This window comes from Aestuariivita sp. (assembly GCF_021404545.1).
Taxonomy (GTDB): domain Bacteria; phylum Pseudomonadota; class Alphaproteobacteria; order Rhodobacterales; family Rhodobacteraceae; genus Aestuariivita.
This window is the reverse complement of sequence record NZ_JAAWWD010000001.1, coordinates 48,070-70,970: the sequence shown is the minus strand read 5'-3', so window position 1 is coordinate 70,970 and position 22,901 is coordinate 48,070. Positions and strand designations below refer to the sequence as shown.

The 22,901-nt window shown below is 60.2% G+C and carries 18 protein-coding genes; 13 read left to right on the top strand and 5 right to left on the bottom strand.

The annotated features are described in order from the left end of the window. Positions 1-4: 4 nt before the first annotated feature. Positions 5-856, bottom strand: a complete 852-nt coding sequence (locus HEP69_RS00355) for a peptidylprolyl isomerase (protein ID WP_290556523.1) — start codon at positions 854-856, stop codon at positions 5-7. A gap of 173 nt (positions 857-1,029) precedes the next feature. Here HEP69_RS00355 and secA point away from each other — a divergent pair, with 173 nt between their 5' ends. From secA to HEP69_RS00340, 3 genes are all read left to right on the top strand, one after another. Beyond that, a complete protein-coding gene (gene secA / locus HEP69_RS00350; RefSeq protein ID WP_290556522.1) occupies positions 1,030-3,726 on the top strand; it encodes a preprotein translocase subunit SecA in 2,697 nt (898 codons plus the stop codon). A gap of 126 nt (positions 3,727-3,852) precedes the next feature. Further along, positions 3,853-4,857 (top strand): hypothetical protein, encoded by a 1,005-nt coding sequence (locus tag HEP69_RS00345; protein ID WP_290556521.1) that lies wholly within the window; start codon positions 3,853-3,855, stop codon positions 4,855-4,857. 20 nt (positions 4,858-4,877) lie between these two features. Continuing rightward, on the top strand, positions 4,878-6,440 hold the full coding sequence (locus tag HEP69_RS00340; RefSeq protein ID WP_290556520.1) for a phosphate ABC transporter substrate-binding/OmpA family protein: 1,563 nt from the start codon (positions 4,878-4,880) through the stop codon (positions 6,438-6,440). 57 nt (positions 6,441-6,497) lie between these two features. Here the strand turns inward: HEP69_RS00340 and radC are convergent, their stop codons facing one another. The 3 genes from radC to dnaK all read right to left on the bottom strand — a co-directional run bounded on the left by radC (position 6,498) and on the right by dnaK (position 10,757). Continuing rightward, entirely contained in the window at positions 6,498-7,262 is a 765-nt protein-coding gene (gene radC / locus HEP69_RS00335) for a DNA repair protein RadC (protein ID WP_290556519.1), read from the bottom strand. Positions 7,263-7,605: 343 nt separating this feature from the next. After that, complete coding sequence (dnaJ, locus tag HEP69_RS00330) at positions 7,606-8,760, bottom strand: molecular chaperone DnaJ (protein ID WP_290556518.1); 1,155 nt, start codon at positions 8,758-8,760, stop codon at positions 7,606-7,608. Between the two features lie 77 nt (positions 8,761-8,837). Beyond that, on the bottom strand, positions 8,838-10,757 hold the full coding sequence (gene dnaK, locus HEP69_RS00325) for a molecular chaperone DnaK (RefSeq protein ID WP_290556517.1): 1,920 nt from the start codon (positions 10,755-10,757) through the stop codon (positions 8,838-8,840). Positions 10,758-10,972: 215 nt separating this feature from the next. On the opposite strand from dnaK, the gene HEP69_RS00320 reads away from it, so the two are divergent. Then, the gene (locus HEP69_RS00320) at positions 10,973-11,572 is read left to right on the top strand and encodes an alpha-ketoglutarate-dependent dioxygenase AlkB (RefSeq protein WP_290556685.1); all 600 of its coding nucleotides are present in this window, start codon (positions 10,973-10,975) and stop codon (positions 11,570-11,572) included. An 87-nt stretch (positions 11,573-11,659) separates the two neighbouring features. Here the strand turns inward: HEP69_RS00320 and HEP69_RS00315 are convergent, their stop codons facing one another. Next, a complete protein-coding gene (locus HEP69_RS00315) occupies positions 11,660-12,484 on the bottom strand; it encodes an ABC transporter permease (protein ID WP_290556516.1) in 825 nt (274 codons plus the stop codon). Positions 12,485-12,605: 121 nt separating this feature from the next. Here HEP69_RS00315 and cysQ point away from each other — a divergent pair, with 121 nt between their 5' ends. The 9 genes from cysQ (at position 12,606) to HEP69_RS00270 (ending at position 22,887) form a co-directional block, all read left to right on the top strand. Further along, complete coding sequence (cysQ, locus tag HEP69_RS00310; RefSeq protein ID WP_290556515.1) at positions 12,606-13,403, top strand: 3'(2'),5'-bisphosphate nucleotidase CysQ; 798 nt, start codon at positions 12,606-12,608, stop codon at positions 13,401-13,403. Continuing rightward, positions 13,404-14,204, top strand: a complete 801-nt coding sequence (locus tag HEP69_RS00305) for a manno-octulosonate cytidylyltransferase (RefSeq protein ID WP_290556514.1) — start codon at positions 13,404-13,406, stop codon at positions 14,202-14,204. After that, positions 14,201-15,415, top strand: coding sequence for a glycosyltransferase (locus HEP69_RS00300; RefSeq protein WP_290556513.1), 1,215 nt, complete (start codon positions 14,201-14,203; stop codon positions 15,413-15,415). The genes HEP69_RS00305 and HEP69_RS00300 overlap by 4 nt, the downstream gene beginning before the upstream one ends. 151 nt (positions 15,416-15,566) lie before the next feature. Further along, positions 15,567-16,463 carry a UTP--glucose-1-phosphate uridylyltransferase GalU gene (gene galU, locus HEP69_RS00295; protein WP_290556512.1) on the top strand — a complete coding sequence of 299 codons (897 nt, stop codon included), beginning with the start codon at positions 15,567-15,569 and terminating at the stop codon, positions 16,461-16,463. 24 nt (positions 16,464-16,487) lie between these two features. After that, the gene (gene galE / locus HEP69_RS00290; protein WP_290556511.1) at positions 16,488-17,474 is read left to right on the top strand and encodes a UDP-glucose 4-epimerase GalE; all 987 of its coding nucleotides are present in this window, start codon (positions 16,488-16,490) and stop codon (positions 17,472-17,474) included. A gap of 36 nt (positions 17,475-17,510) precedes the next feature. Then, positions 17,511-18,542 carry a glycosyltransferase family 2 protein gene (locus tag HEP69_RS00285; RefSeq protein WP_290556510.1) on the top strand — a complete coding sequence of 344 codons (1,032 nt, stop codon included), beginning with the start codon at positions 17,511-17,513 and terminating at the stop codon, positions 18,540-18,542. A gap of 200 nt (positions 18,543-18,742) precedes the next feature. Beyond that, entirely contained in the window at positions 18,743-19,753 is a 1,011-nt protein-coding gene (locus HEP69_RS00280; protein WP_290556509.1) for a glycosyltransferase family 2 protein, read from the top strand. After that, positions 19,750-21,447 carry a beta-1,6-N-acetylglucosaminyltransferase gene (locus HEP69_RS00275; protein ID WP_290556508.1) on the top strand — a complete coding sequence of 566 codons (1,698 nt, stop codon included), beginning with the start codon at positions 19,750-19,752 and terminating at the stop codon, positions 21,445-21,447. Before HEP69_RS00280 ends, HEP69_RS00275 begins: the two co-directional genes overlap by 4 nt. A gap of 6 nt (positions 21,448-21,453) precedes the next feature. Continuing rightward, positions 21,454-22,887, top strand: a complete 1,434-nt coding sequence (locus HEP69_RS00270; RefSeq protein ID WP_290556507.1) for a nodulation protein NodH — start codon at positions 21,454-21,456, stop codon at positions 22,885-22,887. The last annotated feature ends 14 nt before the right edge of the window (positions 22,888-22,901 follow it).

Sequence of the window (22,901 nt, the reverse complement as noted above, 5' to 3'; positions counted from 1 at the left end):
GTGGTCAGTTCCTGAGCAGGTCGAGATTCGAGATAGTGGCAGGATCGATTGTGCTGACATCGGGTGTGGCGATATCGGCCGCATCCACCAGCTCTTCGATATGGGCTTCGACGGCGGATTGGCGCAGTTCCTGAGAGATCTCCGCGCGTACCTCCTCCAAGGGCGGTGCGTTCTGGATCCGCGTTTCGTTCAGGAGGATCACATGCCAGCCGAACTGTGTCTGAACCGGAGCGGAGATCGTGCCCGGTTCCAGGGCGATCACCGCGGCCTCGAAATCGGGCACCATCTGACCGGGCCCGAACCATCCCAGAGACCCCCCGCCCGGACCGCTGGGGCCAGTCGAACTCTCTCGCGCTACATCCTCAAACTCTGCCCCGCCCTCGATCTCGGCGATGGCAGCCAGCGCGTCCTCTTCGGTCTCGAGCAGAATATGCGAGGCGTTATACTCCTCGCCGCCGACTCCATTGGCGTATCGCTCGTTATAGAGTGCCTGAATTGCGGCATCGTCGACGGCATTGGCCATCACCGCCTCTACCGCTTCGCCGGCCATCAGTGACCGTTCCTCGTTTTCCAAAGACAGGCGGGCCGCCAGGCTTGGCTCCCCTTCAAAGGACTGTGCCAGCGCGGATTGTCGGATCAGTTGATCCAGGATGCCGCCAAAAAGCAGATCGGGCGGCAACTGCTGATACTGCGCGGGCAATGTCGTAAAGGCGATGATCATGTGGCCCAATGTGATGTCCTGCCCATTGACGGTGGCCACCACCGTTTCGGGTGACGGGGTGTCCTGAGCCTGCGTCGGAAGGGCCAGCGCTCCTGTCAGAGCCAGAGCCATCACGAAAGTGAGACCTTTACGCATTGATACGTCCTGTTTGCGGGCCGCACAGAGGCGCGGCGTTGACACTGTTTCGCGTGCCCCTTACATCGCTGAGAGGCTTGGGCAGAGCTGTCTTCACCATCGTATCTACGGTCTGCGTGCGGGGGCGGCAAGATGTGCCCGCGCACGAAAAAGTCACATCGGCTGGAGAGAGCATGCTGGGATTCGGAACAATCGCCAAAAAGGTGTTCGGCACCCCCAATGACCGCAAGGTCAAGGCGACCAGGCCGGTGGTCGAAAAGATCAACGCACTCGAGCCCGAGTGTGAAGCGCTGAGTGATCAGGGCCTCATCGACAAAACTCAGGAATTGCGCGACCGTTTTGCCGGCGGTGAGAGCCTTGATGATCTCTTGCCCGAAGCCTTTGCCAATTGCCGCGAAGCGGCACGTCGGGCGCTGGGTCTGCATGCGTTCGACACTCAGTTGATGGGGGGGATTTTCCTGCATCAAGGCAACATCGCCGAGATGAAGACCGGCGAGGGCAAGACCCTGGTGGCGACCTTCCCGGCCTATCTGAATGCGCTCAGCGGCAACAGCGTGCATATCGTGACAGTGAACGATTACCTGGCCAAACGTGACAGCGAATGGATGGGGCAGGTCTATAGCGCGTTGGGCATGACCACCGGGTTTGTCTATTCCGGGATGGACGGCCAGGCCAAGCTGGACGCCTATGGCAGTGACATTGTCTATGGCACGAACAATGAGTTCGGCTTTGACTATCTGCGCGACAACATGAAATCCGACCTCGCGCAGCTTTTCCAGAAAGAGCATTTCTTTGCCATCGTGGACGAGGTCGATTCGATCCTCATCGACGAGGCGCGCACGCCGCTGATCATCTCGGGGCCCGCACAGGACCGGTCCGAGCTTTACAAGACCATCGATGCATTGATCCCCGAAGTGCAGGACGATCATTTCGAATTGGACGAGAAGCAGCGCAGCGTGACCTTTACCGACGAGGGTAACGAATTCCTCGAACAGCAATTGCATGCCCGCGGCCTGCTGGAGGAGGAGCAATCGCTCTATGATCCAGAAAGCACGACCGTGGTCCATCATATCAACCAGAGCCTGCGCGCGCATAAGCTGTTTCAGCGGGACAAGGATTACATCGTTCGCGACGGCAACGTGGTGCTGATCGATGAGTTTACCGGACGCATGATGGCAGGTCGTCGCCTGTCGGACGGGCTGCATCAGGCGATCGAGGCCAAGGAACAGGTCGATATCAAGCCCGAGAACGTCACACTGGCCAGCGTGACCTTTCAGAACTTTTTCCGTCTCTACAACAAGCTCGCGGGCATGACGGGGACGGCGGCGACCGAAGCGGAGGAGTTTCGCGAGATTTACGGGCTGGGCGTGGTCGAAGTGCCCACGCACAAGCCCATCGCGCGGGAGGACCGAGACGACATGGTCTATCGCACGGTGCGCGAGAAATACGAGGCGATGATCAAAGAGATCGAAAAGGCCCAGGAAAAAGGCCAGCCCTGTCTGGTTGGCACCACCTCGATCGAGAAATCCGAACAGCTCAGCCAGATGCTGACGCAAGCGGGCATCAAGCATAACGTCCTGAATGCGCGCCAGCACGAGCAGGAGGCGCAGATCATCGCCGATGCGGGCAAATTGGGGGCCGTCACGATTGCCACCAACATGGCCGGGCGTGGCACCGATATTCAACTGGGCGGCAATGTCGAGATGAAGGTGATGCAGGCGATCGCCGAAAACCCCGATGCCGACCCTGATGAGCTGCGCGCCGCCGAAGAGGCACGGCATGCCGAGGAAAAGCAGAAAGTGCTGGATGCGGGGGGGCTTTATGTTCTGGCCTCGGAACGGCACGAAAGCCGCCGAATCGACAATCAGCTGCGCGGCCGGTCGGGCCGTCAGGGCGATCCCGGCAAAACCGCGTTCTATCTCTCGCTCGAAGACGATCTGATGCGGATCTTCGGTTCGGAACGGCTTGACAAGGTGCTCAAGACGCTGGGCATGAAGGAGGGCGAGGCGATCATTCACCCTTGGGTGAACAAATCCCTGGAACGGGCGCAGGCCAAGGTCGAAGGCCGCAATTTCGACATGCGCAAGCAGGTCTTGAAATTCGACGACGTGATGAACGATCAGCGGAAACTGATCTTCGGTCAGCGGCGCGAGATCATGGCGGCAGAAAACGTGGCCGAAATCTCGGCCGATATGCGCCATCAAGTGATCGAGGACCTGGTTACCCAATACATGCCGCCCAAGACCTATGCCGATCAGTGGAACACAGAAGGGCTTTATGCTGCGGTGATCGAAAAGCTGGGCATCGACGTACCGGTCATGGAATGGGCCGATGAAGAGGGCGAGGACGACGAGCATATGATCGAGCGACTGGTCAAAGCCAGTGACGAGCATATGGCCAAGAAAGCGGTTGAGTTTGGCCCCGACACGATGCGTAACATCGAAAAGCAGGTCCTGTTGAACTCGATCGACACCAAGTGGCGCGAGCATCTTTTGACGCTGGAACATTTGCGGTCTGTCGTGGGTTTTCGCGGATATGCGCAACGCGATCCGCTGAATGAATACAAGAGCGAATCGTTCCAGCTTTTTGAAGGGCTGCTGGACAGCTTGCGCGAGGATGTGACCACGCATCTGGCGCATATCAAGCCCATGACCGAGGATGAGCAGCGCGCGATTCTGGCCCAGATGGCCGCCGAACAGCAAAAATTGCAAGCCGCCGCAGAGCCTCAAGCGTCCGCTGCCCCGAGCGAGGATGCCAGCCCTGGATTTGTCGAGGATGATCCTACGACCTGGGGCAATCCCGGCCGGAACGAGAAGTGTCCATGCGGGTCAGGCAAGAAGTTCAAGCATTGTCACGGGCGCCTGGTCTGATCACGGTCGGACGACAAGGCCGCGATTTGGTCATGATGGTTCCGCTGTCGCGACACAGGAATGCCGCCTTTGAGTGACAGGTTGCTGAAAACCTAAGCCGTCAAGGCAGGGAAGAGGTAACGAGCCATGATAAACAAAACGCGTATCATCGCCGTCGCGGGCACCGCGCTCTGCGCAATCGGCATTGGGTTTTTCATGCAGTCCACCTCGCCGGATGGGCCGGGCGTCGCCAAGCAATCGGATGCGGTCAGCCGCGCGGATTTCAAGCCACTCAGCGAGCCGGTGTTTGAGTTGCAAACACGGCCCCAGGCATCTGCGGACGCCCTCCTGACGCGGCCCGATGCCGCATCCGAAACTGGCCTGCCGTCGCTGGCAAACGAGGTGATCACCGCAGCACTGGGGGACGACATGCTGCCCGCGATGCCTGCCGAGCCTGAGATGCCTATGACCGTCTGCGACATCACCTCGACCGCGACGGTCGAAGCCGGTGCAATGGTCCGGTTCACCGTCGAGGCACCATGCCTGGGCAACGAAAACGTGGTTGTGCACCACAACGGCATGATGTTTTCGGCAGTGACGGATGAAATCGGCTCTCTGGACGTGGTTGTTCCGGCGCTGTCCGAAACCGCGATTCTGATCGCCGAATTCGAGAATGGCGAAGGCAGTGTGGCCACCGCTCAGGTCAGTTCCCTGCCGTTTTATGACCGTGTGGTTCTGCAATGGCGCGGGGATTCCGGGTTCCAGCTGCATGCGCGGGAGTTTGGTGCGAATTACGGCGATCCCGGTCATGTCTGGGCCGGTGCCACCCGCGATGTGGCGGCCGCTGCGCTGGGCGAGGGCGGGTTTGTGACCCGGCTGGGAACCTCCGACGCCCTGCTGCCCCGTTTGGTCGAGGTCTATACCTTTCCCACCGGCACTGCCTCCCAAACAGGCGAGGTCGCGCTTAGCATCGAAGTCGAAGTGACGGCGCAGAACTGCGGGACAGATATCGAGGCCCAGGCGATGGAGTTGGACGGCACCGGTATGCTCAAAACCCAGTACATCACCCTGGCCGTGGCGGAATGTTCGTCGATCGGTGACTTTCTGGTGTTGAATAATCTGGTGGATGACCTGAAAATCGCGACCAACTGATCCGCATTATCCGGGGCGCCATGTTTGGTTTCAAAGGTGCGGCGATCTTCGCCGCGCTTCTTCTTTGTCTGGCGCCCTTTGCCACGGCGGCACAGGACGTGACGCTGACCTCCCCCGATGGTGGGGTCGAGATCAGTGGGACGTTGCTGGGATTTGACGGTGAGTTTTACCGCGTCGATACCATTTATGGTGAACTGACTGTTGATGGATCGGGTGTGAGCTGCGACGGTCCGGGGTGTCCCAACCTGATCGATTTCGTTGCCGAGGTGGATTTTTCGGGCTCCTCCACCATGGGAGAGGCCCTGATGCCCGCCTTGTTGGAAGGATTCGCGCTGCGCAACGGGCTGCGCGTGTCGCGTCAGCCGGGCGAGGGCACGCGCGTCGACTATACGCTACGGGATGGCCAAACGGGCAAGGTTGTGGCTCGGTTCGGTTTTCGCATTACAACGACAGATGAAGGGTTCGCCGATCTTCTGGCAGATGAGGCGGATGTGGTCATGGCGCTGCGCGAGATCCGGTCCGAGGAACGGACACGGGCGCGCAACGCTGGGATGGGCGACATGACGGATCGCAATCGCAGCCGGGTTCTGGCCCTCGACGCGATGGTCCCGATTGTGGCGCCGGGCAATCCGGTCAAGGCAATCTCGATGCCTGAACTGGCGGCGGCGTTTTCCGGTCAGATCACCAACTGGTCGGAGCTTGGCGGGCCGGATGCCCCGATCACACTGCACTTGCCTGACGCGGGGTCGGGTCTCGCGCAAGCGGTGGAAGACCGTCTGCTGCGCCCCGAAGCCTTGACCCTGCCCGAGGGTGTGGTGCGGCATCGGTTGTCCAGCGCCTTGTCGCGCACGGTCACAACCGACCCCTTTGGCCTGGGTCTGGTGAGCTATGCCGAGGTCGGCAATGCGCGGATGCTCACGTTGAGCGGGTCGTGTGGGTTCACCCTCCAGGCGACGCGGCGCACTATCAAAACCGAAGATTATCCGCTGACCTCGCCGATGTTTCTCTATCTGCCCGCCCGGCGCCTGCCGAAACTGGCACGCGAATTTCTCAGCTATATGCGCGGACCTGCAGCGCAGATCGTGATCCGACGGGTCGGTTTCGTGGATCAGTCGCCCGAAGAGATCACCATCAATCGGCAAGGGGATCGTTTCGCCAATGCGATATCCGCGGCCGGAGACGAAGTCACGCTCAGCGAGTTGCGGCGGATGGTCGGCACTCTCCGACCGATGGTGCGGCTGACGACATCGTTTCGGTTCGAGGCCGGATCGTCCCGCCTGGACGCGCAATCGCGCTCGAACATCGAACAATTGGCACGTGCCATCGAGGCCGGAGTATACGATGCGCGCAGCCTCAGCTTTATCGGCTTTTCCGATGGCGATGGCCCGTCGGTGGCCAATCTGGCGATTGCACGCAGGCGTGCCGAAGCGGTGCGGGATGCGGTTCTGGCCGCCGCCGAGACGGTGAACCCCGACCGCGTCGCTCTTCAGGTCGAGGCCTATGGCGAAGCCTTGCCAATGGCCTGCGATGACAGCGCCTGGGGTCGCCAGGTCAACCGCCGGGTCGAGGTCTGGCTTCGCTGAAAGCCCCTGACTGGCGTGATTGTCTGCGGGTATGTCGGATCACCACAGGGCGGGTTATCACAGATACCCGTGAGATCGAAAGCTCAGTTCGCGTTCCTTGCCAATGATCAGGTGGTCATGCAGCGTGATATTCAGCGCCGTGCATGCTGCGTGAACCTGACCCGTCATGTCGATATCGGATTGGCTGGGCGTAGGGTCGCCTGACGGGTGATTATGCACCAGGATCAGCGCGGAGGCATTGAGTTCCAGCGCCCGTTTGGCGATTTCGCGAGGGTAGACCGGCACGTGGTCCACCGTTCCTTTCGCCTGCTCCTCATCCGCGATCAGGGTGTTCTTGCGGTCCAAAAACAGGACACGAAACTGCTCTGTCTCGCGATGGGCCAACACTGTATGGCAGTAATCCAGCACCGCGTCCCAACTGGAAATCACGTGGCGTCGCAAGACCCGTGCGCGGGCCAGCCGGTGCGCCGCCGCCTCCACGATCTTGAGCTCGGTGATCACCGCGTCGCCCACCCCCCTGACCGCCTTGAGGTGCAGATCCGAGGCGGTGATGACCCGGTTGAAATCGCCAAAGCGGTCGATCAGCGCGCGGGCCAATGGCTTGACGTCCTGCCGAGGGATCGCCCGAAAGAGGATTAGCTCAAGCAGCTCGTAATCGGGCACAGCCTGCGCGCCGCCTTCCCGGAACCGGGTGCGCAGGCGTTTGCGGTGATCGGCGATATAAGAAGGTTGCTTGCCGTCGCGATGCAGGACCACCGGCAAGGCCTCGTCCATCTCAAAGAGGGAGGGCGAGGCTTCGTGAAAGGCTGATTCATGGGTCATGCGGACAGACTGTCGCAGCTTTGGTGAAAAACCGGTTAACGATCAACGGGTCGGCTGAGACGAAGCGCCTTTTCGGTCACATCACTGCCTTTGGATCCTGGACTTTTGCGCCTCACATCTTGCGCCGGAGCGACAGGCCCAGTGCCGGGTTCTGTTCCATCGGACGGTCACAGGCGCCATCTGGCCGATACGTCTCAAACCTGAAACCGCAGGGTTTTCTTGCCGGTGATGCGCTTGGAGCGCGCCCGGATCCTTGCTGCGCCGCAATCCGCGCCGGATCTTGTGAGGAGAACGGGCCGGGACGCACATAACATCTGCGTCCCGACCGGGTTTCATGCGAGGTCTAGCCCTTCATCCCGTCCCAAAAGGATTTGACGGTCGAGAAGAACGATTTGCCTTCGGGGTTATTGTCCTCACTGAGCTTTTCAAACTCCTGAAGGATCTCTTTCTGGCGCGCGGTCAGGTTCACCGGCGTTTCAACGGCCAGTTCGATAAACATGTCCCCCGCGCCACCGCCACGCAGGGCGGGCATCCCCTTGGATCTCAGTCGCATCTGACGGCCTGACTGGCTGCCGGACGGGATCTGCACACGGGCGCGCCCGCCATCGATCGTTGGCACCTCGATCGAGCCGCCGAGTGCGGCCTTGGCCATGCTTACCGGCACCCGGCAAAAGAGGCTTGATCCGTCCCGTTCAAAGATATCGTGGGGCGTGACCTCGACAAAGATGTAAAGGTCGCCGGGCGGGCCGCCGCGCATGCCGGCCTCCCCCTCGCCGGCGAGCCGGATGCGGGTTCCGGTCTCCACCCCCGCGGGGATGTTGACGTTGAGCGCGCGGTCTTTTTCGACGCGGCCCGCACCGCCACAGGTGCGGCAGGGGTTTTTGACGATCTGGCCCATGCCCGAACAGGTCGGACAGGTGCGTTCCACCGTGAAAAAGCCCTGCTGCGCCCGGACCTTGCCCATGCCCGAGCAGGTCGGACAGGAGGTGGGTTCCGACGCGCCTTCGGACCCAGAGCCCGAACAGGATCCACAGGTTGCCAGGGTCGGCACTTTGATCTGCTTTTGCAGACCGGAATAGGCCTCCTCAAGGGTGACGCGCAGGTTATAACGCAGGTCGGACCCGCGGGAAGCGCGTTGTCGTCCGCCACCGGCGCCACGCTGGCCCATGAAATCGCCAAAAAGGTCGTCGAACACGTCCGAAAAGGCACTGGTGAAATCACCATTGCCGCCATAGCCCGCGCCAGGACGGCCACCGCCGCCACCCATGCCACCTTCAAAGGCGGCATGACCAAACCGATCATAAGCGGCTTTCTTTTCGTTGTCTTTCAGAACCTCGTAGGCTTCATTGGCCTCTTTGAACTGCGCTTCAGCATCCGGGTTGTCGGCATTGCGGTCCGGGTGCAGCTCCTTGGCCTTGGTCCTGTAAGCTTTCTTGATTTCGTCTGCCGAAGCCCCTTTGGGCACGCCCAGAACGTCGTAATAGTCGCGTTTTGACATATGAGTGTCCCTTCCGCCGGAACGTCAGGGGCCGGCCCGGATCCCGGACCGGCCCTGACATGTCGCGGCATTACGCCTTACGCACGTTTGTCGTCATCCAGATCTTCGAATTCGGCATCGACGATATCGTCTTCACCGCTGCGTGCCTCATCGGCGGGCGCGGGTTCCCCCTCGCCTGCTTCGTCCTGGCTGGCTTTGTAGATCGCTTCGCCCAGTTTCATCGCGGCCTCGGTCACGTTCTGGATGCCAGAGCGGATCTTGTCGGCGCCGATATCTTCTTTCTCCAGATCGTCCTTGAGAGCGGCGACGGCCAGCTCGATGGCTTCGATCGTAGTGGGATCGACCTTGTCGGCATGCTCTTCCATCGACTTTTCGGTCGAATGGATCAGCGATTCGGCCTGGTTGCGCGCCTCGACCAGCTCCTTGCGGGCCTTGTCGGCTTCGGCGTTCTCCTCGGCGTCCTTGACCATTTGTTCGATGTCTTCATCGCTGAGGCCACCGGATGCCTGGATGGTGATCTTCTGCTCCTTGCCGGTGCCCTTGTCCTTGGCACTGACCGAGACGATGCCGTTGGCGTCGATGTCGAAGGTCACCTCGATCTGGGGCAGGCCGCGCGGGGCGGGCGGAATGTTTTCCAGGTTGAACTGGCCCAGGATCTTGTTGTCGGCGGCCATTTCCCGTTCACCCTGGAACACCCGGATCGTCACGGCGTTCTGGTTGTCCTCGGCGGTCGAGAAGACCTGGGATTTCTTGGTCGGGATCGTGGTGTTGCGGTCGATCAGGCGTGTGAACACGCCGCCCAGCGTTTCGATCCCCAGCGACAGCGGGGTCACGTCCAGCAGGACCACATCCTTCACGTCGCCTTGCAGAACGCCGGCCTGAATGGCCGCACCCATGGCGACAACCTCGTCGGGGTTCACGCCTTTGTGGGGCTCTTTGCCAAAGAACTTGGTCACTTCCTCGACCACTTTGGGCATGCGGGTCATACCGCCGACCAGAACCACCTCGTCGATGTCGCTGGCCGAAAGACCGGCGTCCTTCAGCGCGGCCTGGCACGGCTTCATCGAGGATTTGATCAGATCTCCCACCAGGCTTTCCAGCTTGGCGCGGGTCAGTTTCATGACCATGTGCAGGGGCTGACCGTCCGAACCCATCGAGATGAAGGGCTGGTTGATCTCGGTCTGCGACGAGCTGGACAGTTCGATCTTGGCTTTCTCGGCGGCTTCTTTCAGACGCTGGAGCGCCATCTTGTCCTTGGTCAGATCGACGCCGTGTTCCTTTTTGAACTCGTCGGCCAAATAGGTGACGATGCGCATGTCGAAGTCTTCGCCGCCCAGGAACGTATCCCCGTTGGTGGATTTCACCTCGAAGAGACCGTCGTCGATTTCCAGGATGGTGACGTCGAATGTGCCGCCGCCCAGGTCATAGACCGCGATGGTGTGGGTGTTTTCCTTGTCCAGACCATAGGCAAGTGCGGCGGCTGTCGGTTCGTTGATGATCCGCAGCACTTCAAGACCGGCGATCTTGCCCGCGTCCTTGGTTGCCTGACGCTGGGCGTCGTTGAAATAGGCGGGAACCGTGATGACCGCCTGGGTCACTTCCTCACCAAGATAGCTCTCGGCGGTTTCCTTCATCTTGCCCAGAATGAACGCGCTGATCTGGCTGGGGGAGTAATTCTCACCCTTGGCTTCGACCCAGGCGTCGCCATTGCCGCCGTCAATCACATTGAACGGCAGGTTCTTGAGATCCTTGGCCAGGTCCTTGTCGTCGAACCGGCGGCCGATCAGGCGCTTGACGCCGAAAATCGTGTTGTCGGGGTTTGTCACCGCCTGCCTTTTGGCCGGTTGGCCAACCAGACGCTCATCATCCGTAAAGGCGACGATAGACGGGGTTGTGCGGGTCCCTTCGGAGTTTTCAATAACCTTGGGTTGCGAACCATCCATGATGGCGACGCAGCTGTTGGTGGTCCCAAGGTCGATACCAATGACTTTGGCCATGTTTTCGATCCCTTCTTAACTAAAGGCGATTGCCCGAGGCCTTGACCCGTTATGGCGTCCCGACCCCGATTTAGGTTAGCGCCGGGGCCTGCCCCCGACGCGTCCCGGCGTATATAAGGATCACAATCCGGGCCTGCAACCGTTCTGAGCAGGGCATGGCAGGGAATCTTCGGGGTATTTTTGGCGCTTTGGCGTCAGACGGGAAAGGGCAGGCTATGCTGCTGCGGATGCGCGGGTTCGAGATCCATAAGGAGTATCTGGATGTTGCCGGACAACATGAGGTGCTGGAGGCGCTGCGGCCAGTGTTGCGCGCGGCTCCGCTCTATCGTCCCGATACACCGTTTGGCAAGCCGATGCGCGTTCGAATGAGCTCGGCGGGGCGGCTGGGGTGGTATTCGGACCGCAGCGGTTATCTCTATGTCCCGCAGCATCCGAGCGGACAGGCCTGGCCTCCGATCCCCGCGCCGGTGCTGGCGATCTGGGAGGCGCTGGTGGGTCCGGACCGGCTGCCCGATTGCTGTCTGATCAACTATTACGACGAGGAGGCGCGGATGGGCCTGCATCAGGACCGGGATGAGGCTGATTTCTCCTGGCCGGTCCTGTCGGTGTCGCTGGGCGATGACGCGCTGTTTCGGATGGGCAATGAGACACGCGGCGGCACGACCGAAAGTGTGTGGCTGGCCTCGGGGGACGTGGTGGTGATGGGCGGGCCCGCGCGGCTGACCTATCACGGGGTGGATCGGATCAGGTTCGGCTCATCCCGGTTGCTGCCAAAGGGTGGGCGGATCAACCTGACGCTGAGGGTGGTGACGTGATCCAAATGCGCGCCTGCGGCGCATTCCTTTGATAGGGGCGAGGCGGTGCCTCGCAGTGGTGCCAGCTTTCTGAGTTCTGCCTAACAATCAGCGGCGCGCGTCCCAGCTGAGCGAGGCGTGCCGCCGGGTATAGAATTCACCCATCAGCCCCAGAACGATGAAACAGCAGCACACGATCAGGGGAAATTCCCAGTTGGTATAACGCGGATAGTAATTGATGAACGCATATCCGCGCGATTGATCGATGATGTGAAACAGCGGATTCCAGTCGAACATCGCAATCATGAATCCCGGCAGGGTATTGGCGACGAACATCTTGCCCGAGGCGATCATGTTGGCCCGCTTATAGACCGTGGCCACAACGTTGGTGAACGTCGGAAACCAGGGTTTGAGCGCAAGCAGAACCAGACCCAGAGCAATGCCGGCAAACCACGCCAGCAGGAACATCATGAAGGCGCCGGCCGGATCGTTTATGGTGATCGGGCTGATCAGAACATGATAGCCGAACAGAATCACCGCCAGCGTCAGCACCTGGATATAGAGCGCCCCAAGTGCCGCGGCCCCGATGGCCACGATGGTATTCATCGGCGCATGCTGCATCATCGCACTACTGGGCCCTTCGGCGCCCATAACCGCGCCCAACGTCTTGACGTTCGTCATATAGAGGAAGATGCCCGTGAGCAGATAGATCATGAAATCGCCGCGGATTGCACCAGGACCGCGCAACCCCAAGAGCGAGAACATCACATAGAACACTGCAACAAAGATGATGATCTGCAACATGTTCACGCCAATCGCGAGGATGGCGTTTCCATGCTGTTTGCGCACGTCCCGAACGATCGAGTGATAGATGACATCGGCCATGCCGAGTGCGACACTCAACCTGCTGCGGCGCCGGACCTGTTCAAACATCCATTCGGTTCCCCGTGAGGCTGCCTCAAATTGCGACGGAATTCTTGCCGTTCCGTTACGTCGTAAGCATAAGGAGAAGCTGATATGAGATCAATCTGTCAGAAATATGGAGTGACCGTCCGTGTCAAATGAAACCCTTGTCCCTGTGATGCGTCGGCTGGCCATCCAAGCCGGTGCCGTTATCATGGAGATTTACGAGGCTGACGATTTCGACGTGAAGATCAAATCGGATGCCAGCCCGGTGACCGAAGCCGATGAGGCCGCCGATGCTCTGATCTCCAAAGGGCTGCGCGCGGCGTTCCCCGATCTGATGCTGGTCACCGAAGAACAGGCCGCCTCGCACATGCAATCTGGCGATACATTCCTGATCGTCGACCCTCTGGACGGGACCAAGGAGTTCATCAACCGCCGGGGAGATTTCACGGTCAATATCGCTTTGGTCGAAAACGGGGTGCCGACACGGGGGGTGGTCTATGCCCCGGCGCGCGGGCGCATGTTCTTTACCACCGCAGACGGGCAATCGGTGGAAGAGACCGGAGATTTCGATCCCGAACAGCTTGGCACCACATCGGCCATCGGTGTGGGGACGCCGGACAACGCCGCGCTGATGGTGGTGGCCAGCAAATCCCATCGCGACCAGGCGACAGATGACTACATCGGCAAGTACGATGTGCGCGATATGACAAGTGCCGGGTCGTCCCTGAAATTCTGTCTGGTCGCGACAGGAGAGGCTGATCTCTATCCGCGGCTGGGCCGCACGATGGAATGGGACACCGCCGCCGGTCACGCGGTACTGGCAGGTGCAGGGGGCGCTGTGGTGCGGTTCGACGATCACACGCCGTTGCACTATGGTAAGGAGGGGTTTGCCAACCCGTTCTTTATCGCCTTTGCGCCGGGTGTTGAGCTGAAAGCGCGTTGAATGTCGGTTCTGATTGTTATTCCCGCGCGCTATGCCTCGACCCGCTATCCGGGCAAACCGCTGGTCGCTTTGACCGGGGCCACCGGCCAGGCGCGTTCGCTGATTGAACGATCCTGGCGGGCGGCATTGGCTGTCCAGGGTGTGGACCGGGTCGTGGTTGCGACAGATGACGACCGGATTGCCGATGCGTGCAAGATCTTTGGGGCCGAGGTTGTGATGACCTCGGACACCTGTTCCAACGGGACAGAACGCTGTGCGGAGGCACATAGCGCGCTGGGCGGCGCCGCTGAGATTGTCGTCAACCTGCAAGGAGACGCGCCGTTGACCCCGCATTGGTTCGTCGAAGATCTGATCGCAGGTCTGCGCGCCGATCCAATGGCGCAGGTCGCGACCCCTGTCTTGCGCTGCGATGGGGCGGCGCTGAACGGGCTTTTGGAGGATCGCCGCGCAGGACGTGTCGGAGGGACCACCTCAGTCTTCGACCGGGATCGCCGTGCGATGTATTTCTCAAAAGAAGTGATCCCGTTCACCTCGGAAACCTACGCGGATGATGCGCCGACCCCGGTCTTTCACCATGTCGGTGTCTATGCCTATCGCCCTGGGGCGCTTTCGGAGTATCCAGGCTGGCCTGCGGGCCCGCTCGAAGCGCTGGAAGGGCTCGAACAGCTTCGCTTCATGGAACAGGGCCGCCCCGTTTTGTGTGTGGAGGTTGAAGCGCGAGGGCGCCAGTTCTGGGAACTCAACAACCCCGAGGATGTTCCGCGCATCCAGCGTATGATGGCTGATATGGAACTTGAATGACCGAGATCCCCGTCAGCATCGTTGTGGTCAGCCGAAACCGGCCACAGGCGCTGATCCGATGTCTGACCGGGATCAGTCAGTTGCGATATGCTCCGTTCGAGGTGGTGGTGGTTGCAGATACCAGCGGGCTGGACGCGGTGCGCCGCTGGCCACCGGGAACGGATCTGAAGACGGTTGCATTCAACGCCCCCAATATCGCAGCGGCACGTAACCTGGGCATTGCCGCCGCTGCGGGTCAGGTGGTGGCGTTCCTTGACGATGGCGCGGTGCCGGAACCTTCCTGGCTGGCGCATTTGACTGTGGCGTTTCGCGATCCCAATGTCGGCATTGCCGGTGGATATGTGCGGGGCCGCGACGGCATCTCCTGGCAATCGCGGGCCCAGTCGGTGGATCTGGCCGGTCAGGCCAGGGACCTGCGGATCACCGGGGACCGTCCTGTGGTGCTCACCCCATCGCCTGGCCGCGCGATCAAGACCGATGCGGCCAATATGGCGATCCGGCGCAGGGTCATTGCCAGGATCGGCGGGTTCGATCCGAACCTGCATGCGTTCCTGGACGATCGGGATGTGAATCTGCGGCTCGCCGCCCATTCGGTGGCCACGGCGATTGTGCCGTTGGCGGTCGTACATCGCGGAGACGGGTCCCATGGACCTGACAGGCCGCCGCGCGATCTGACCCAGCTTGGGGCGAGCTGGGCGGTTTTTCTGGGCAAACACTGTCCCGAGTTGAATGCCGCAGATATCTGGCAGGGTATTCAGGCATCGGAGCGCAGGCGGCTCTTGCGTCACATGGTGGCCGGAGAGTTGGAGCCGCGCGACGTGCGCCGACTGATGGCCGGGCTGCGTCATGGCTATGGCCTGGGACACGAGCGGCAGCCGCTGGATATGGCGCCGATCCAAGCCGCGCGCGATCCGTTCCGCCGGTATCCCGCAAACCCCGACCGGCCCGGGATCACGTTGTCAGGACGCCTCTGGTCGGCGGCAAGGCTACGGCGCCGGGCCGAAGAAAACGCAGCCGCGGGGCGCGTTCCATCGGTGTATCTCTTTTCGCCGACGGCGGCCCGCCATCGGGTTTCGTACAATGCCGGAGGGTTCTGGGAACACCGCGGCGGCCTTTTTGGCAAAAGCCTGCCCGCGGATCCAGGTTTTCGCCTGTGGCGTTTTCGCACGCGGGTCGCTCGTGAGGTCCGGCTTTGGACCGCTTATCGCTGATCTGCATGGATTTCAGGCAACTTGGCGGGAAAATCGGCGATCCGCCGCCGGTCATTGCTGGATCATCAGACGTTCCTATGGCATTTCAGAACAAGTGGCATTTGACCCAGACATCACCTGCGTCTGGGTGGGTGGAATTTTGAGAGGGACAATGAAAAAGAAGGTAACAAAGGCTATTTTTCCTGTTGCCGGCATGGGGACGCGGTTTCTGCCCGCGACCAAGTCGGTGCCAAAAGAGATTATGACATTGGTTGACCGCCCGTTGGTGCAATATGCCATCGACGAGGCGCGCGCCGCCGGGATCAAAGAGTTCATCTTTGTGACCTCGCGCGGCAAAGGGGCACTTGAGGACTATTTTGACCACGCCCCGCAATTGGAGCAAGAGCTGCGCAAGAAAGGCAAGGATGCGCTTCTTGAGACGCTGAAATCCACAAATATGGAAAGCGGCGCAATCGCCTATATCCGTCAACACAGGGCGCTTGGTTTGGGCCACGCAGTTTGGTGCGCGCGGCGTCTGATCGCGGATGAGCCGTTTGCCGTCATGCTGCCAGACGATGTGATTGCGGCAGATACGCCCTGCCTGCAGCAGATGGTCGAAGCCTATGAGCAAACCGGCGGTTGCATGGTCGCGGCAATGGAAGTGCCGCCGGAAAAGACGTCATCTTACGGTATTCTGGACGTGGAGGAGGACATGGGCTCGGTCGTGAAGATCAAGTCGATGGTTGAAAAACCCAAGGCCGACGAAGCTCCCTCGAACCTGGCGGTGATCGGGCGCTACATCCTCACACCATCGGTTCTGAGCAACCTCAACAAGATGAAGTCGGGTGCCGGTGGCGAGATCCAGTTGACCGATGCCATCGCGCAAGAGATCGGCAAGGACAATGGCGGGGTCTATGGCCTGCGTTTCCGGGGTCAGAGGTTCGATTGCGGGTCCAAATCCGGTTTCTTGCAAGCAACAGTCTCGTTCGGTTTGGCGCGGGCTGAATTGCGTGACGATCTGGCAAGATACTTGCACGAGGTGGTCGCGTTGGATAAGGCCGGACAGTAAAGATTTAACACGGGGGCTTCCCTTGTGGCACGGCATGTACTGGTGACCGGTGGTGCGGGCTATATCGGCTCGCACGCGTGCAAGGCGCTCAAGGCGGCCGGTTATGTTCCTGTGACCTTTGACAACTTCGAGACAGGCTGGCGCGACGCGGTTCGGTTTGGTCCCCTGGAAGAGGGTGACCTTCTGGACCGTGCCCGTCTTGATGAGATCTTTGCCAAGTACCGCCCCAAGGCGGTGATGCATTTCGCGGCGCTGTCTCTGGTGGGAGAGGCAATGTCCGATCCCGGCCGTTATTGGCGTGTGAACACCGGTGGCGGTCTGAACCTGATCGAGGCGGCGGTGGACTCGGGCTGCCTGAATTTCGTCTTTTCCTCGACCTGCGCCACCTATGGCGAGCATGATCAGGTCCTGCTGGATGAGGATACCGAGCAGGTTCCGCTCAACGCATATGGCGCCAGCAAAATGGCGCTTGAGCGTATCGTGGAGAATTTTGCCGAAAGCCACGGTTTGCGTCATGTGATCTTTCGGTATTTCAACGTCGCAGGCGGAGATCCAGACGGCAAGATCGGCGAGTTTCACCGGCCCGAGACCCATCTGATCCCACTGATGCTGGATGCGATTGACGGGCGCAGGCCCGAACTGACCGTCAACGGAACGGATTACGACACGCCCGATGGGACTTGTGTGCGTGACTATGTGCATGTCTGCGATCTGGTCGATGCGCATATTCTGGGCCTGAAATGGTTGGAAGAGGACAAGCCCAACTCGGTCTTCAACCTTGGCTCGGGGACCGGGTTTTCGGTGCGCGAAGTGATTGCGCAATCGCGCAGCGTGACCAATCGCAAAGTCCCCTTTTCCGAAGGGCCCCGGCGCGCGGGAGATGCGGCAAGCCTGGTGTCCGGTTCGGTGCGTGCGGAGCGCGAGCTGGGCTGGGCGCCCAAACGGTCAGATCTGGAAACCATGATTGCCGACGCCTGGCGATGGCATCAAACCGGTCATTATGACGCCTAAAGCAGTCACAGGCCGGGCACGAAAGGGCGTCATGATATGGCCGTGATGGGCGATGCCTGGAGGGCTTATCGGATGCGCTGGAAGCGGCGCAGGCTGCGCTATCGGGCTTTCCGCAAGCGCCACGAGATCAGCCCGGTCCGCGATCGCACCAATCAGATCTCGAAGACCGATGTGATCGCCTTCAGCACCATGCGGAACGAAATGCTGCGCCTGCCGTATTTCTTGGATCATCACCGCAGGCTGGGGATTCGTCACTTCCTGATCGTGGATAATCAAAGCGACGATGGCACCGCCGCCTATCTTGCCGAACAGCCCGATGTCTCGCTCTGGACAAGTGCGCACAGCTACAAGGCCTCGCGGTTCGGGGTCGATTGGCTGACCTGGCTGATGCTGAAATACGGGCATGGCCGCTGGTGCCTGACGGTCGATGCGGATGAATTGCTGATCTATCCGCATTGGCCTGATCGCCCACTGGATCAGCTGACCGCCTGGCTGGACCAAAACGGCATCCAGGCCTTCGGCGCACTGATGCTGGACATCTATCCAAAGGGCCCGACCGATCAAGCGCGCTATAAGGCAGGTCAGGATCCGGCCGAGGTTCTGAACTGGTTCGATGCCGATGGATACACCAGCAAGCGTCAGAAGCCGCTGATGAACCTCTGGCAGCAGGGCGGCGCCCGCGCGCGGGTCTTTTTTGCCGATACGCCGCGGCTGGCGCCGACATTGAACAAACTGCCTCTGGTCAAGTGGAACCGACGGTTTGTCTATGTGAACTCGACCCATTCGATGATGCCGCCCCGGATGAACCTGGCCTATGACGGTGTCGGCGGCAGCACCCTGTCGGGCGTCCTGCTGCATACCAAATTTCTCCATTCGATTGCGGACCGCTCGGCCGAAGAGCAAGTCAGAAAGGAGCATTTCTATGACAGCTCGCTTTACGATCCCTATTATGACCGGCTCAAGGAGAGCCCTGATCTGTGGTGCCCGGACTCGGTACGCTATGAAGGTTGGGAGCAATTGGTGCGCTTGGGGCTGATGTCTGCCGGAGATTGGCCTGACCAAATCTGAGCGCATACCGCGACCTGTGAGAAGCCGGTTCCCCGCCTGGGCCGTGTTCGTTAGGATTCACTCAGAAAAAAAACCAATACGGTGAGGGATTCAGACTAGATCCACAAAGCGGCGATATACAAGGATAAGTGTGCTGGTGGCCACCTGGCGGCAGGTCTGGACAGCCCCGATATCTGTAATCGTCCCAGGGATGATGTGTTGTGCGTGTTCTTGAATCATATGGGTTGAGATGGTCCCGCCGTCGTCGGTTGATCCGCGCGCTCTATCGGCAGCGGGAACTCAATTGCGTGACCAATCGCACAAACCGGATCCGAGCGGGCGACATCCTCCTTTTTTCAACCCAGCGCAATGAAAAGATCCGCCTGCCGTTCTTTATGGAATACTACCGTCGCCTGGGCGTGAACCACTTTTTCTTTGTCGATAATGACAGCACGGATGGCGCGTATGAATATCTGGCCGATCAACCGGATGTCTCGCTCTGGCATACGCGCGGCAGTTACAAGCGGTCGCGATTTGGCGTGGATTGGCTAAACGGATTACAGCGCAAATACGCCCATGGCCATTGGACACTGACCATCGACCCGGATGAATTCTTTGTCTATCCGTTTTGCGACACGCGGCCCCTGCGCGCGTTGACCGATTGGCTGGATGCCTCTTCGATCCGATCCTTCAGTGCGATGTTGCTGGATATGTATCCCAAGGGTCCGCTCGACGCTCAACCTTATGTCGAAGGGCAGGATCCGCTCGAAATCGCCTGTTGGTTCGACAGTGGCAACTACACCATGCAGCGTAACAAGCGGTATGGAAATCTGTGGGTTCAGGGCGGCCCGCGCAGCCGCATATTCTTTCCTGAAAACCCGGACAAGGCACCTGCGCTGAACAAGATCCCATTGGTCAAATGGAGCCGCAGATATGTCTACGCCAGTTCCACCCATATGCTGCTGCCGCGCGGGCTGAACCTGGTTTACGACGAATGGGGGGGTGAAAAAGCCTCTGGCGCGCTGCTCCATGCCAAATTCATCGATACCTTCAGCGGCAAGGCGAAAGAGGAGCTGGCGCGCAAACAGCATTACTCCGGCTCGTTGGAGTATCGCGCCTATGCCGAGCAGATGGCGCAAAACCCGGAGATCTGGTGCAAATGGTCCGAGAAGTACATCAACTGGCGCCAGCTTGAGATCCTGGGGCTGATGTCCAAAGGGAATTGGGCATGACCGTCGGGATCTTGATGCTGGTCCATACTGCGCTGAACCGCGCCGAGCAGACCGCCAGGCACTGGACGGCCGCGGGGTGTCCGGTGGTGATCCATGTGGACCTGAACGTCACGACCAAAGCTTTCCGGAGTTTTCAGGAGAGGCTTTCGGACGATCCGTTGATCCAGTTCTCAAAACGTCACAAATGCGAATGGGGTCGGTGGGGTCTAGTGGCGGCGACGCAATCGGCTGCCGAGCTGATGCTGGCCTCAAGCGAGGATATCAGCCACGTCTACCTCACCTCGGGGTCGTGTATGCCGCTGCGCCCGGTGAACGATCTGGTGGATTACCTTGCGGCCAGCCCGCGCACCGACTTTATCGAAAGCGCGACAACGGCGGATGTGCCCTGGACCGTGGGTGGTCTGGATGAAGAACGCTTTACCATGCGGTTTCCGTTTTCGTGGAAACGGCATCGGCGGCTTTTCGATATGTGGGTCGGTATTCAGCGCCGCCTCCATCTGAAACGGAGGATCCCATCGGGTCTGGTGCCACATATGGGCAGCCAGTGGTGGTGCCTGACGCGACAGACCCTTTCGGCCATTCTTCAGGATCCCGAACGGCGCCGGTATGACTCCTATTTCAAGCAGGTCTGGATTCCGGACGAGAGTTACTTTCAGACCCTCGCGCGGCTTTACTCGGGAAATGTCGAAAGCCGGTCGCTGACCCTGTCCAAGTTCGATTTTCAGGGCAAGCCGCACATATTTTATGACGATCACCTGCAACTCTTGCGCCGTTCCGACTGTTTTGTCGCACGCAAGATCTGGCCGCATGCGCATCGCCTTTACGAGGTGTTCCTGGACGGCCGTGATGCCGAGGGGAAACGGACCGAGCCAAACCCGGGCAAGATCGACCGCATTTTCGCCAAGGCGGTCGAGCGGCGAACCCGGGGCCGTCCGGGCCTTTACATGCACAGCCGGTTCCCGAACGAGGATTGGGAGAACGGCGTCACCTGTAGCCCCTATTCGGTGTTCGAGGGGTTTTCCGAGCTGTTCGAGGATTTCGAGACCTGGTTCAGCAAGGCGACCGGAGCCCGGGTGCATGGCCATCTTTTTGCCCCCGACCGGGCCGAGCTGGCGGGCGGCCAAAGTATGATCAATGGCTGTCTCAGCGACAGCGCAAAGAAACGCGACTATAATCCCAAAGCCTATCTCACCAGCCTGATCTGGAACACGCGAGGAGAGCGGCAGGTCTTTCAATACGGTCCGGCGGACAATCAAAAGGTCAGCTGGTTACTGGCCAAGGATCCGAACGCGCAGATCTCGGTCATCTCCGGCGCCTGGGCGGTGCCGCTGTTCAAGACCAACCGCAATTTCGCCGATCTGCGCGCTGAGGCGGCAGAGCTTCAACGGGTGGAAAGCAAACACCTCCAGGTTTTGCGGTCTGTTCACGCAAAGGCGCGCATACGGATCTGGACCATGGCAGAGTTCATCGAAGCACCGATGGAGCCGTTGCAGACCATTCTCGACGAGATTGGCGTGGTGCGCGATCGTCGTCTGGCCGAGGCGCCGAAGATGGTCGATCTCGAGGGGTTCGGTCAGTTCCTGCAAAATCTCAAGAATCAGGGGATGCATCCCTATCTGATGGGCGATTTCCCGGTGGATCCGGCGCCCGTGAACAAGGCGCGCCCGCCGCGCAAACCCTATCTGGTCAGGTGATCCCCAATGCCCCCGCGTTTTGAGTATTTTACCGTGTTTGCCGAAATGCGGACCGGGTCCAACTTTCTGGAAACCAACCTCAACGGCTTTGACGGCATCACCTGCTTCGGTGAGGCGTTCAATCCTCACTTCATCGGTTATCCAAACCGGGAGGAGGTGCTGGGCGTGTCGCTGGCCGATCGCGAGGCGGACCCGATGCGCTTGTTGTCACGGATCCGGCGGGCACCCGGGGTGATCGGCGGATTTCGGTATTTCCACGATCACGATCCGCGCGTGCTGGACAGCATTCTGGACGATCCCGCCTGTGCCAAGATCATTCTGACGCGCAATCCGCTCGACAGCTATGTGTCGTGGAAGATTGCGCAGGCGACCGGTCAGTGGAAGCTGACCAATGTGCAAAAGCGCAAAGAGGCGAAGGCCGTCTTCGATGGCGAGGAGTTTGCCGCCCATATCGGCGCGCTTCAGGATTTTCAGGTGCTGTTGCTCAATCGGATGCAGATCAGCGGTCAGACGCCGTTCTATGTGGCGTATGAAGATCTGCAATCGGTTGAGGTGATGAACGGGTTGGCCAAGTGGCTGGGTGTCGATGCGCAGCTTGAGGGGTTGTCAAAGAATCTCAAGCGTCAGAATCCGCAGCCGGTCGCGCAAAAGGTCGCCAACCCCGAAGAGATGGATCAGGCGCTGGGCAGGCTGGACATGTTCAACCTGACGCGCACCCCGAATTTCGAGCCGCGGCGCGGTGCTGCCGTTCCCAGCTATGTCGCTGCCGCGCGGGCGCCCTTGCTGTTTTTGCCGATCAAAGGCGGCCCGACCGAGCAGGTGGCGCGCTGGCTGGCCAGCCTCGATGATGTCAGGCCGAGCGATCTGATCCGCAGGATGAACCAAAAGGCGCTACGTCAATGGATGCGCCGCCATCCCCGCCATCGCCGCTTTGCCGTTCTGCCGCATCCTGCGGAGCGGGCCCATCGGGCGTTCTGTTCCAAGATCCTGTCGAGCGGGCCTAACAATTACGGGCAACTTCGCCGTAGCCTGCGCCGCAACTTTGGCCTGCCCATCCCCGAAGAGACGCCCGATCCGGGCTATAGCACGGCCGATCATCGGGCCGCGTTTGGTGCATTTGTGGCGTTTCTCAAGGCAAATCTGGCGGGCCAGACCTCGCTTAGGGTTGATGGTCTGTGGTGCAGCCAAGGGCGGATCCTGCAGGGGTTCAGTGAGTTTGCCCTGCCCGATCTGGTGCTCCGCGCGGATGAGGCATCGACCGAATTGCCTGCCCTGGCCACGCGGCTGGGCTGCGATGCGGTGCCTTTTCCGGCGTCCGCGCCCGAGGATGCGCCCCATTCCCTGGCCGATATCATGGATGATGCGCTCGAGGCGCAGATCGCCGACGTGTACCAGCGTGATTACGAAATGTTCGGTTTCGGTCCGTGGCGCGCGGCGTGACGGTCATGCGATCG